We start from the raw sequence: 13,230 nt of genomic DNA, 5'->3' as shown, positions 1-13,230 counted from the left end.
TTAATGGCTAAATTAATAGATCTAAGTCATACCGTCGAAGATGGCTTGGTCACGTACAAGGGTTTACCTGCTCCAATAATTTGTGACTATCTGAGCCGAGAAGCATCTAAGTCACACTATGAAGAAGGTACTTCATTTCAGATTGGCAAAATTGAAATGTGTTCTAATACCGGAACCTATCTTGATTCACCATTTCATCGTTATGTGGATGGCGATGACCTTTCTGAACTTGATCTTGACGCTGTAGCACATTTAGATGGCGTGAAAATAAAGATTCCACAACATATCATTGCAATCGATGAGAGTTATTTCGCTGACATGGAGCTAACGGGTAAGGCAGTACTCATTCAAACCAATTGGTCTCGTCATTGGAACACCGAGTTATATTATGAGAATCATCCCTTTCTTACCGAAGGTGCGGCATTATTTTTGAAAAAAAATGGTGTGCTGCTTGTGGGAATTGATAGCCATAATATTGATGATACTAGCGGCGGTGGGAGACCTGTGCATAGTACATTATTAGGAGCTGATATTTTAATTGTTGAACACATGTGCAATTTACAACCGATACCAGTAAATGGTTTTTATTTTTATGCCGTACCAGTAAAAATAAAAGGTTTTGGAACCTTTCCAGTACGTGCGTTTGCGCAGTTACAGGAATAATGATAATAGTATTAAGGTGTTAAAGTTTAAAAAGTAATAGTTTGCGTCCGTTTAAAGATAATCAGGGAGAGAAAATAAAATGAATAGAACGTTGAAATGGATAGGTCGTGGGCTAATAGCATTGTTGGTTTTTTCCGCCTTAGGGTGGTGGTGGGTTGGTCCTAAATGGCGTTCCCTTCTTCTAGATCCGCCTGAAGATCTTGACATTCTGTTTTGGAGTCAAAGTCAGCGTGATGCAGCTTTTCAAGTTATGGATCAGTTTTCTCTTCTCGTTAAGTCTCGTGAAATATTGCCAAATAGCAAAGTAAAAGAGTTGCCTATTGGTGAGGAGTTGATACTAAATGAAGATATCGATGGTTTTTTTGAGGAGCAGCGTTTAGCTGGTGGTTTAATACTGCATAAAGGCAAAATCAGGTTTGAAAAATATGGTCTCGGACATTCAGCTGACTCCAGGTGGACTAGCTTTTCGGTGGCTAAATCATTCACTTCAAGTCTTGTTGGAATTGCCTTAAAAGAAGGCCACATACGCAGTCTTAACGACAATGTTTCTGAATATGTTACCGGCTTAAAAGGCTCTGTTTACGATAATGTAACCATTGAACAATTACTTACCATGACCTCTGGTGTTGCATGGAATGAAGATTACACTGATCCAGATTCAGATGTAGCCTTGTTCAACAATCATCAAGCACAAGGTGGTTTACCCACGATTGTCAGTTATATGCGCGGTTTATCTAGAGCCTACCCAGCGGGTGAAAAATGGCAATACTCTTCAGGGGAAACCAACCTAATTGGTATTTTAGTTGAACGAGCAACTGGGCGTAATATTAGCGAATATTTGACTGAAAAAATTTGGCAGCCCTTTGGGATGGCACAAAAAGCGACTTGGATTTTGGGTTTTGATGGTAACGAAATATCAGGATGTTGTATTCAAGCTAGCTTACGTGATTTTGCCCGTTATGGTTTGTTTATGTTGGAAAATGGGCAAATAGAAGGGGAGTCAGTGTTCCCTGATAATTGGGTAGCAAAGGCGACTACTAAACAAGTTGACTATGGATTTCCCGACAGAGGCTATGGGTATCAATGGTGGACATTCAATGACGGAAGTTATACTGCTCGAGGTATATTTGGGCAAACTATATTTATTGACCCAAATAGAGATCTTGTGATTGCATTTAATGGTAATTGGCCAACAGCTAGCGATGCCGATTTGAATCGGAAACGCTTCGAATTTATAGATCGGATTAAGGTTGCCATTGATTTGCAGCAAAACGACTGATAAGACAGGTTAGTTATTGGGTTTGGTTAGCTTCGTTACTTATGATTTGCATGGTTACCATTAAATATGCAGCACCGACGAGCAAGCCAAGCCACCATCCTAAGCCTACGCCACCACCCAAAGCCAAAGCTAGCCGCTAGGGTGTTTAGCATTATTACGACAAATGCCATAATTACGACAAATGCGGACAAACCCGACAATCAGTGCATAGGGCATTGGGATACGAAGGTGTTGAACATCATCGCATTTTGACGCCATAGAAGATAAGGCCGTGGTATCTGACATGGGCGAGCTATTATCGCCCCAGCGTAAACCCGCTAAAACTGCTGATATTGACAAATAAAATAGGTACATATTAGCCACAGTTGGAATATCTATGTCTTGGTTTATAATTTTCCAATTTTCCAATTTTCCAATTTTCCAATTTTCCAACTTAAGGGTAAAACTAATGGCTTTAAGATTGCCACGGTTCCCTATGATGATCCTGTACCTAATGCTATGAATGCCAACTCAACAAGAGGTTTAGGGGAGCGTAACGCTTACATTTTGTAATAAGCGTTATTTATTTTTCAAATAAATTGAATCATTGTCTGATTATGCTTTCTTTTTGTCCATTTTAACAACTTCAGCTTTTTCTTGCTCTAATATAGAGTCGGCATCTGTGCCTTTAAATAATTTGGCAATGACGTCTTTATTTTTCGACAACAAGATAGTGAGGTCTTCGGCTATTTCATTCGGTAATTTAATGCCTTTTGCTTGAATATAAGTGCCCAGGTTATCGGCAACATCAAGCATTTTGTCGTATTGATCAGCCGCCTTTTTGTCAGAAGTCACTAGTTTTTCTTCTCCATTTCGCTCAACAACATATCTCACAATAATCGCCATTACGTTTCCTCATATTTCGGTTGTTTTGGTGCCATCGAGTATAAATATAGCTCAACACTGTTTGTATGTACAGTATTTTGTTGAGGTGAAATTCTAATGGAGAAAAGCAGTTTTAATTTATTTAAGAAAGGACGAATTGGCTTCTATAGGATGATAAATATCAACGCAATCGCTTAAGGTTTTAGCGGTTAATTGGGGGACGCTGTAGACCTGTGTTGAGACCTGGTACTTGCTTTTGATATAGCCCATTAACACTGCAAAATCGCCATCGCCACTGAGTAAAATAATTTCGTCTAGAAGCGGTGATTGATCGATCATATCAACGGTAATACCCACATCCCAATCGCCTTTAGCTGAGCCATCGCTACGTTGTATAAAAGGTTTAAGTTTGACCTCAAAACCTATATGTCTAAGGGCGTCTTGAAATTTGATTTGTTGGTCATCTTGCCGCGCGATAGCATACGCGTTAGCCACAACTATATTTCCGCGATAAGTTAATTCTTGCCATAGCTTACGATAATTGAATTGTTTGTGATAAGCCTGTCGGCAAGTGTAGTACACATTTTGTACATCAACAAAAACGCCGATGTTTTTCTCTTTATTTTGCATACCCTTACCGCCTACAGGTTAGTTAAGTTAGCTATTGAACGAGTTTTTTACTGCTTAGGTAATCTTCGTAGTTGCCTCTAAAGTCAACGATTCCGTTTTCAGTGATTTCTAATATTCGCGTTGCTAGTGAAGATACAAACTCACGGTCGTGACTGACAAATAATAAGGTACCAGGGTAGTTTTCAAGGGCTAGGTTTAATGACTCAATAGACTCCATATCTAAGTGATTGGTTGGTTCATCCATTAGTAATACGTTGTTTTTCTGCAAAATAAGCTTGCCGAAAATCATTCGACCTTGTTCGCCACCAGATATGACCTTAACGGATTTATCAATTTCTTTTTGGGAAAATAAAAGTCTGCCTAATGTCCCTCTAATAACTTGCTCGTCGTCGCCTTCTTTACCCCATTGGTACATCCAATCTAATAAGGTTTTGTCTTCTTCAAAGTCTTGGGCGTGATCCTGCGCGTAATAGCCTATAGAGGCATTTTCAGACCACTTTACATTTCCACTATCAGCTGCAATGTCGCCATATAAACAGCGCATTAAGGTTGTTTTACCTGCGCCATTAGGACCAATGATAGCGACTCTTTCACCCACCTCAATCATTAAATCTAGGTTGGAGAAAAGAGGAGTATCAAAAGATTTACTTAGGCCTTCAACTTCAAGGGCTAATCGATGGAGTTTTTTCTCCTGATCAAAACGAATAAATGGGTTTTGTCGGCTAGAGGGTTTTACTTCATCTAGCTGAATCTTATCTATTTGTTTAGCCCTTGATGTGGCTTGTTTGGATTTAGAAGCGTTAGCAGAAAAACGGCTCACGAAGGATTTCAGTTCTGCTATTTGAGCTTTTTTCTTAGCGTTGTCAGAAAGTAGACGCTCTCTAGATTGTGTAGCCGCCGTCATGTACTCATCGTAATTACCTGGAAAAAGTCTTAACTCACCGTAATCTAAGTCTGCCATGTGCGTACAAACACTGTTTAAAAAGTGACGATCGTGAGAGATGATGATCATGGTGCAGTTACGCGAATTCAAGGTATCTTCCAACCAGCGAATAGTATCAATGTCCAAGTTGTTAGTTGGTTCATCAAGAAGCATGATATCGGGATCGGCGAATAAGACTTGAGTCAATAACACTCGCAATTTCCAACCCGGTGCAACCTCACTCATAGGGCCATAATGCAAGGCTTCTTCAATACCTACACCAGTGAGTAATTCAGCAGCACGAGATTCAGCGGTGTAACCATCCATTTCAGCAAATTCAGATTCCAACTCAGCTGCTCTGATACCATCTTCTTCTGTCATTTCAGGGTTGGCATAAATCGCATCACGCTCTTCTTTTACTTTCCACAGTTCCTCATGACCCATGATGACCGTATCGATAACAGAATATTGTTCAAAGGCGAATTGATCTTGTTTTAGTTTGCCAATTCTTTCATTAGGATCTTTAGTGACATTGCCTGAAGATGGTTCTAGATCATTTCCTAGAATTTTCATAAAGGTGGATTTACCACAGCCATTAGCACCAATTAGGCCGTAACGATTTCCTTCGCCAAATTTCACTGAAACATTTTCAAAAAGAGGCTTGGCACCAAATTGGATGGTGATATTGGCAGTAGCTAACACGATGGCAATTCCTATTGACTAATTACATATAAATTTTGCGCGGGATTATGCCACAAATAACTTCATTTTGATGGGGTTTGTTGATAATAATCACAGATAACCCTTTAAATAGTTTTACAGAGCATGGCTAAGTGGTTGTGACTAAATGTTTAACTTGAATAAAATTTTATGACTGGTTTGCAAGCAACTTGGTAAAGGTAGCCAATAGGTCAGTGTAAATAGCACTGAACCGAGAGGCGTTAGTGAAAATACAGTGAGTTTGCAGATTAAGGCCTAGTCTAAGCGCTAACGGCTAGCAATGTGAGGGGGTATCAACAGAACAAAACTGAGTTAGAGTTTCAGAGCCTGAAACAGATTCAGTGTTAACTCACCTACATTTTGTTACCTTAAATAATTATTTAAGGTAACAAAATATAGGTGATACTTTAGACTCGTATTATTGATCTAGTGGGGTATTAAAATCTTCGGAAAGCTCAAAGTCACCTGTCACCCTTGCCACTTTTTCGTCTTCAAAGTGAATGATTAACTCTTTGCGGAAGTCTTCACCTCGCTTACTCATACCTCGCTTCATTTCATAAACGTAATACCAGGTATCATGGTCAAATGAGTCTTGGACAACAGGGCGTCCGAGTACATAAATCACTTGTTCTTTGGTCATTTCAACGCGTAGTTGTTTCACGCTTTTTTCCTGAAGGAAATTGCCCTGGGGAACGTCAATACGGTATATCCAATCTGTGCAACCAGACAAAAATAATGTGGTAACTACAGCAACTATTATACTTTTATACTTCATTCATTCTTTCATTTAAGTTAAATAATCAATTTAGCCAAGCCCATTAGGGCAGCTTATTTCTGGACACGCATGCTAACTCACCATTAGGTCTGCAATCAATAAATAATCGAGACTAATGATAACTGCTCAACAACTCTTTTGCATTTTCGATAGCAGAATTAGTCAAAGTATCGCCCGCTAACAAGCGTGCTAATTCTTCAATTCGTTCACTTTCCTGCAAACAAAGCATATGTGTCTCTGTGGTTTTCTTATCTGAAAACTTAGTGACAAACATTTGTTGATGGCCACTTGCTGCTACCTGAGGTAAATGAGTGACACATATAACTTGGCTTGTTTGTCCAAGCTTGCGCAACAATTTTCCAACAACCGATGCAGTAGGGCCACTAATACCTGTGTCTACTTCATCGAAAATCATAGTTGGAATCAAGTTACCTTTCGCACTAATCACCTGTAAGGCAAGACCAACTCTAGAAAGTTCACCGCCAGAGACGACTTTTTCCAAAGTATCTGCTTGAATCCCTAAATTTGTAGAGATTAAGAACTTCACTTTGTCTAAACCTGAAGGTGAAGGGGCTAACTCGGTGTCAAAATCTACGCTAACTGAGAATTTTGCTTGCGACATATTCATTTCCTGAATATGTTGCTCCACTAATTTCGCCAATTTATTACCTGCTTTGTTACGGCTTTTACTTAATTTTTCAGCGGCACAGATATAATTTTGCTGCAGTAGGCTAAGTTTACCCTGTAACTCTTCGAGTGATTCATCTTGATTGTCTAATTCGGCTAACTCTGCAGATAATTGTTGATGATGATCAAACAGTTCCTCGGGACGCACTCCGTGCTTTCGGGCTAAATCTAAAGCTTGAGAATAACGTTGTTCAATTTGTTGCATTCTCATGGGGTCAATTTCCAAGCGATCTGTATAAGCGCGCAATTGACTCGACGCTTCATCGATATTAATTAATGCCTCGTTTAATATAGTGACAATAGGCCCTAATTCAGGATCATGTTCTTGAAGTTCTCCAAGCATATCTATACTGCTTTGCACTGCATTTAAGGCACTACCTTCATCGGCATCATACAGTTGATAGAAACTTTTTTGAGATTGCTCTAGAAGTGCTTGACTGTTACTCAACTTTTTATGTTCAACTTCTAATTCAACAAACTCACCCTCGGCTAGATTGAATTCATTTAATTCTTGCACTTGATATTGTAATAAGTTGCGACGGTCTGAACGCTTTTGTGTACCTGCTAGTAACACAGACATTTGTTTTTGCGCACGGTTAAGCAATTCATATTGTTGTTTTACAGTACTAACTAAATTTCCATGTTCAGCAAAATTATCCAACAATTGTTTTTGGATTTCAGGTTTAAGCAATAATTGATGTGCATGTTGACCATGGATACTAATTAACTGTAAACCTAGATTTCTAAGCTGTTGTGCGGGAACTGGATACCCATTTACGTAGGCTTTGGAGCGCCCTTCAGAGGAAACGACGCGACGTATCATCAACTCTTGAGGTTCATCTTCTGCTAATTCATTCTCCCTTAGGTCATTTTCATTCAACCATAATTTCACTTTAGGAAGATGGGTAATATCAAAGGTGGCGCAAACGTCAGCCTTATCGCAATCTGGTCGCACCATGCCTGCATCGGCGCGATTACCTAAACACAAGCCTAATGCATCTATGGCAATAGATTTACCGGCACCAGTTTCACCAGTAATGACGCTTAGACCTTGCTTAAAATCGACATCTAAGGATTTTACAACAGCTAAATTTTGGACGGATAAATGAATTAACATAACAATAAATACATGTTTATATATACAGTAACTGTAAATATATACAATATTTTCTGCATGTAAAGTAGAATTACAATTTAACGCTTAAAAACTAATATAGTTTTGAACCCCAACCTAGTTTAGTGCGCAAAACATTGAAGTAGTTGTAGTCTTTTGGATGGATCAGTGACAGTTTATCTTGATTTTTCTTAATATAGATTTCATCACCAGGAAATACGGTTAAAGCAATGTGACTGTCACAGCTTACTTGCAGGTTATCTGTGTTGTCACAGGATACTTTCATTCTTACCACACTATTTGCATCTACCACTATAGGTCGGCTACTTAATGTATGTGGAAACATGGGCACTAAGGTTAAGGCATCTAGATTGGGGGTTAGAATCGGTCCTCCACCAGACAGAGAGTATGCAGTTGAGCCTGTAGGAGTGGCAACAATGAGTCCATCGGAGCGTTGACTAAATACAAAGTTATCGTCAATGTATACTTCAAATTCCATCATATGAGCTACTTTACCGTGGTGCAGTACCACTTCATTGATAGCCGAATTGGAGCTTTGTTGTTTGCCTTCTCGGAATACATCAACTTGCAAAATAAATCGTTGCTCTCTGACGAATTCGCCGTTAAACAGGCATTCTAATTGACGCTCTATATCGTCTGGATGGATGTCGGTTAAAAAACCAAGATTACCGCGGTTAACGCCAACCACAGCTACATCATGTTGCGCTAGTATTCTAGCTGCGCCAAGCATATTCCCATCACCCCCCACGACAATGGCTAGATCTGCTTGTAAACCAATATTTTCTAATTCAGCCGTTTCAAAGCCATTGCCTTGCAGCATGTTTGATACTTTAGTTTCAACCAAAATGCGACATCGCTTTCGTTTCAGAAACTGCAATATAGCGTTAAGGCTTTTGTTTGCACCTTCATGTGCAGGCTTTCCAATTAGACCTATAGTTTTAAATGGCATAACTTTCTATTTAAAATCAAAAACTCAGTATAACCATGCTTAGTAATGAAAACCAAGCATGATAGGCAATACTGTCTCAAATAATGTTTAACGGGCGGTCCAACCTCCATCAATAACCAACGCTTGTGCTGTCATGTTTCTGGCTGCATCACTGATTAAAAATGCAGTTGTGCTCGCCAACTCTTCTATTTCAATAAACGCTTTTTTAGGCATAGGCTCGAGCATAATTTTATTGATCACGTCTTCTTCACTGATCCCATTCTCAACGGCTTGTGCAGCAATTTGTTGTTCAACCAAAGGCGTTTTAACGTATCCAGGACACAATGTATTGATGGTTACATCACAATCACCCGTTTCAAGGGCTAAGGTTTTTGCAAAACCTAAAAGACCATGTTTGGCTGCTACATATGCTGATTTGTAAGGGGAGGCGACCACTGAGTGTAAAGAGCCAACATTGATAATACGACCATAATTTTGCTCGCGCATATGGGGTAAAAATGCTTTGGTTAATAGCGCGGGACCTACCAACATGATATTGATGAGTTGTTGCCACTTTTGTGCCGGAAAGTCTTCTAAACGAGATACATGTTGAATTCCAGCGTTGTTAATTAACACATCAACAGTGTTAGGTAACAGTGTTTGCGGTAACGCTTCTATTTGTTCTGGATCACTGACATCTAATTGCACACAGAGGGCATCAATATCGTCAGCAATTAATTTATCCACTGCGTTTTGTGCAGATTGAAGGTTAATATCAGCAACAATGATTTTATGTCCCAATTTTCCTAAATATTGGCCTATACCTAATCCAATACCGCTAGCAGCGCCAGTTATTAGTATGGTCTTATTTTGCATTTTTTATCCTTTCGATTTCGATTCAACGGCGAGGGCGTTGACAATGTTTTTTACGGCCTGAATTTGCTGGCCTTGGGCGGTCGCGTAATTTTCGTCGGTGTATCCCCACCAATCCCAACAACCTTGAGGATTCATTGGCAGCATCATGGAGGTAGTGGTTTGAGGGTATAATACGACCAACTGGTTGTTATCTGCCCAGCGATTTAACCCGTTGCCAGCAATGTAATCTTGACCAATAGTTTCAGCATTTTGATTGCATCCATGGAAGTTAACATGCACCTGGCATTCTTGACCTTCTGCGCAACTTTGGGGTACATACAAATAGCCGGCTTTAGCCATACTATCTGCAGGTTCTCCGCCTAGTTTATGTTGGTTAATGGGGATAATTTTTCCGCTGATATTCGCCTTAGGGGAGTTCAACTGAGGGTACAAAAAACTAAGGAACTCACCCGCTGCATCATAGTTACAATTTCCTATGTAAGGTGACTCTGAGGTATCACAGGAAGATCCCGTCGCAAGGGTAGGGAAGTGATGAGCGAAAGGTTTATCTTTAATATAGGTTAGGTTTTCATCTTTCACTAATTCTTGATATTGCTGATAAAGGGCATTGGCTACTGGTGGGGAAATTTTTGCATCTAATTTGCCATGTAGTAACCAAACTTTACTGTCTTGCAAGTTAGATAGAGGGGCAATTAATCCTTGATTGGCATATTGCTGTAATTGACTTGTTAAAACATCTAACGAGAACTCTGTTGATTGTTTGTTGACACATTCTGACAGCGCCGTTGTAATGCTTCCTTGAGCACAATAATATGGTCCCGCTGCCAGAATAGCGGCTCCTTTAACCCAATCAGAATAAGCAATGTGAAATTGGTTTGCCATATATCCACCGCTCGAAAGGCCTGACACAGTGATCTCATCAATATTTAAATCTAAATCGACTGTCTCGGCATTTATCGCGGCACTCGTGGTTAAACCCATACAAATAACTAAATTACGTAATTTTCTCATATGATTGTTAACCTATTTATTTAAAAACGATTGAATTAGGGCAGCATGTTTACTAATACCGACAACACCTTCGAGATGCCCTAAGGTGCCTGGCAGAATTGATAGCTGACTATCTTTGCCATTGTCCAAAAGCATTTGCTGGGTAGATTGCAAATTATATGGCATCAATAAAAGATCGGTCTGAGCTGGTAACAACAAGGTTTTTGCTTGTACTTTTTTTAGCGCATTTTTTAAATCACCTTGATGACCTGCAACGTACAATTGACAGGCTCTCACTAAGTACAATAGGTGGTTTGCATCCATCGATTCAGCGCGCGCTAGAGCCCGTGCTCTTAACCAATTAACTATGCTGGGAGATTGTCGTATATCGTCAAGCGCTGCTGACTCCAAAGCTGAAAAGTTAATCTCTTTGCCAACTTGATTGAAAAAATCAGGGTAGAGTGCATCTTGAGTGATTAACATCAGCGAAGCGACTAAGCCGTCTACAGGTGCTTGGCTTGAATAATAATTTCCTTGTTGCCAATTTTTATCCAATTTGATGGGCGTAGCCCAATGTTCGAGTTTAGCCGATGTCCAAGCATCTGCTTGACCAGAGCCGATAACTGAAACCATTCGTTCAACCCAGTTGGGGTATGCAACAGCCCAATCAAGAGCTTGCATTGAACCCATTGACGGACCAACAACGGCATATAATTTTGAAATTCCTAAGGACATGAGCAGTTGTTTCTGTACGTTTACAAAATCACGAATAGTCACTACTGGGAAATCAAGACCGTATGGTTGTCCTGTTTTAGGATTTATAGAGGCGGGACCAGTGGTGATGACATTAGGATTGTGTACCCCTAAATTGGCAAGGCTATCTACACTTATGACATAAAAGCGATTTGTATCAATGGCTTTACCAGGCCCGATAATGGCGTCCCAGTAACCCGCTGCACTATCACTATTATTGTATTTACCCGCGGCGTGGGAATTACCGGTAAAAAAGTGTGTAATTAAAATTACGTTGTCTTTTTTCGCATTTAGGCTGCCATAACTTTCCCAACCCACAGTCACGTTTTCAATGTTTTTGCCACCAAATGTTTGGAAGTTTTTGGTTGTAAATGATTTTTTCTGAACCAGAGATACGCTTTCAATATCACCAGAACTAACCCCGTTCTCTGAGAGACTTTGTGTATTAGCACAGGCTGATTGTATGCAGCACAATAACAGTAAAAAGCAGGGCTTAAGCCAACTGGGTCGATTGAATTTCAAACTTATTTCCTTCATTTCCATTTTCACCTTTAAAAGAAAGTGAACAGTGCAATAGCTAAACTTAACCCAATTAACGGGATCACCACGGTTAATGCGCCTACCGCCCAGTATGCTCTCTGATGTGTTTCATGACAGATACCGCGTATGGTCGTTACAACATAGCCATTATGAGGAAGTGAATCCAGTGCGCCAGACGAAATTGAAACAATTCGATGTAATTGCTCTGGATCGACACCTTGGTCCATATAATGAGGCCCAACTAAAGGCAACGCTATTGCCTGACCACCTGAAGCTGAACCCGTTAGTCCAGCTATTACGCTGACAGCAATGGCCGCTCCAATCAATTCGTTGCCAGGAATTTGAGTCATCACTTCAACGGCAGTTTGAAACGCCTCAGTGGATTTAGCGATAGTACCAAAGCCTACCACTGCAGCAGTATTGCCAATGGCAATTAGTGCCCCCGTGGTACCCACTCCAACTGCTGCAGTCAAGTTATGGAAATACTTAAAGTTGATGATCATCAAGGTCAATACGCCCCCTCCCAAAGCAACAATTAACGCCATTTGTTGCAGTGATTCATGAAAGGTATAGGATAAAACTAACACGACTAACAAAGGAATTAATCCCGTCACCCAGTGCGGGTAATGCCGCTGTGTAATTTTTGGATCATGGTCTTTGGTTTCAAAACATTCACCTGCGGCGATAGCTTTGTTCATCATTCTTCTAATCCACCAAAAGCCGAGGGTAGCCATGAAAATAGCCACTACCAAACTGACTTCCCATGCCGCAAAAGGTGAGGTTCCTAAGTACTTTATGGGAATCCAATTTTGTATTTCCGGTGAGCCAGCAGAGGTCATGGTGAATGTAACAGAGCCGAATGCGAGCGCGGCTGGAATGAAACGCCTGGGTAAATTAGCATCCTTAAAAAGGCTCAATGCCATAGGATAAACAGAAAACGCCACCACAAATACACTTACACCTCCGTAAGTTAGAATGGCACAGGCTATAACGACAGCGGCAACCGCGTGTTGTTTGCCTAGGCGGCCAATAATAGCTTTGGCAACAGCATCAGCCGCGCCGGTGTCTTCCATAAATTTTCCAAACAAGCTACCTAACAAGAACATGAAAAACCAGTTTGCGACAAATCCTGCAAAACCCGACATATAGGTTTCAACAAAATTCATATCGCCGATAAAAACCGGTAATCCACTCGTTAGGGCAACGATAAGTGCGCATAGAGGGGCTGCAATAAAAAGATTCATGCCTCTGATTGTTAAGACTATGAGTAAAAATAAGCCGCCGATTAAGCCAATGAGACTCAGCATTTTTATTCCCTTTTTTAAATGATACAAAAATCTGTGACCGCAGAGAGACATATCATTTCACTCAATTGCCTAAGTAAATGCAGTTTTGAGTGTGGGATATAGTGTTAAACTTTTTAACGGATTAGGACATAGTACTATGGTACTAAGGTAAAACATTTTGA

The 13,230-nt window shown here is 40.2% G+C and carries 13 protein-coding genes; 2 read left to right on the top strand and 11 right to left on the bottom strand.

Features of this window, described 5'->3' with window-relative positions:
- The first annotated feature begins 3 nt into the window (after positions 1-3).
- Together ACYVIL_RS03795 and ACYVIL_RS03790 are read left to right on the top strand one after the other, a co-directional pair.
- Positions 4-663, top strand: a complete 660-nt coding sequence (locus ACYVIL_RS03795; protein WP_460311611.1) for a cyclase family protein — start codon at positions 4-6, stop codon at positions 661-663.
- Positions 664-742: 79 nt separating this feature from the next.
- Positions 743-1,942 (top strand): serine hydrolase domain-containing protein, encoded by a 1,200-nt coding sequence (locus ACYVIL_RS03790; RefSeq protein WP_460311610.1) that lies wholly within the window; start codon positions 743-745, stop codon positions 1,940-1,942.
- A gap of 129 nt (positions 1,943-2,071) precedes the next feature.
- Here ACYVIL_RS03790 and ACYVIL_RS03785 read toward each other — a convergent pair whose 3' ends face one another.
- The 11 genes from ACYVIL_RS03785 to ACYVIL_RS03735 all read right to left on the bottom strand — a co-directional run bounded on the left by ACYVIL_RS03785 (position 2,072) and on the right by ACYVIL_RS03735 (position 13,069).
- Complete coding sequence (locus tag ACYVIL_RS03785) at positions 2,072-2,350, bottom strand: Na+/H+ antiporter NhaC family protein (protein ID WP_460311609.1); 279 nt, start codon at positions 2,348-2,350, stop codon at positions 2,072-2,074.
- Between the two features lie 186 nt (positions 2,351-2,536).
- Positions 2,537-2,827, bottom strand: coding sequence for a YebG family protein (locus ACYVIL_RS03780; protein ID WP_303474804.1), 291 nt, complete (start codon positions 2,825-2,827; stop codon positions 2,537-2,539).
- 117 nt (positions 2,828-2,944) lie between these two features.
- Positions 2,945-3,436 carry a LabA-like NYN domain-containing protein gene (locus tag ACYVIL_RS03775; protein WP_303474803.1) on the bottom strand — a complete coding sequence of 164 codons (492 nt, stop codon included), beginning with the start codon at positions 3,434-3,436 and terminating at the stop codon, positions 2,945-2,947.
- Between the two features lie 31 nt (positions 3,437-3,467).
- A complete protein-coding gene (locus tag ACYVIL_RS03770) occupies positions 3,468-5,060 on the bottom strand; it encodes an ABC-F family ATPase (protein WP_460311607.1) in 1,593 nt (530 codons plus the stop codon).
- A 436-nt stretch (positions 5,061-5,496) separates the two neighbouring features.
- Entirely contained in the window at positions 5,497-5,853 is a 357-nt protein-coding gene (locus tag ACYVIL_RS03765; protein ID WP_303474801.1) for an outer membrane protein assembly factor BamE, read from the bottom strand.
- Positions 5,854-5,965: 112 nt separating this feature from the next.
- Entirely contained in the window at positions 5,966-7,657 is a 1,692-nt protein-coding gene (recN, locus tag ACYVIL_RS03760; RefSeq protein ID WP_460311606.1) for a DNA repair protein RecN, read from the bottom strand.
- 91 nt (positions 7,658-7,748) lie between these two features.
- The gene (gene nadK / locus ACYVIL_RS03755) at positions 7,749-8,624 is read right to left on the bottom strand and encodes an NAD(+) kinase (protein ID WP_303474799.1); all 876 of its coding nucleotides are present in this window, start codon (positions 8,622-8,624) and stop codon (positions 7,749-7,751) included.
- Positions 8,625-8,711: 87 nt separating this feature from the next.
- Positions 8,712-9,479, bottom strand: coding sequence for a 3-hydroxybutyrate dehydrogenase (locus ACYVIL_RS03750; RefSeq protein ID WP_460311605.1), 768 nt, complete (start codon positions 9,477-9,479; stop codon positions 8,712-8,714).
- 3 nt (positions 9,480-9,482) lie between these two features.
- Positions 9,483-10,490, bottom strand: a complete 1,008-nt coding sequence (locus ACYVIL_RS03745; RefSeq protein ID WP_460311604.1) for an extracellular catalytic domain type 2 short-chain-length polyhydroxyalkanoate depolymerase — start codon at positions 10,488-10,490, stop codon at positions 9,483-9,485.
- 12 nt (positions 10,491-10,502) lie between these two features.
- Positions 10,503-11,744 (bottom strand): E22 family MetX-like putative esterase, encoded by a 1,242-nt coding sequence (locus tag ACYVIL_RS03740; protein ID WP_460311603.1) that lies wholly within the window; start codon positions 11,742-11,744, stop codon positions 10,503-10,505.
- Between the two features lie 29 nt (positions 11,745-11,773).
- Complete coding sequence (locus tag ACYVIL_RS03735; RefSeq protein WP_303474796.1) at positions 11,774-13,069, bottom strand: GntP family permease; 1,296 nt, start codon at positions 13,067-13,069, stop codon at positions 11,774-11,776.
- Positions 13,070-13,230: the final 161 nt, after the last annotated feature.

Source organism: Aliiglaciecola aliphaticivorans (assembly GCF_054782055.1).
This window is presented reverse-complemented; position numbering and strand designations above follow the sequence as displayed.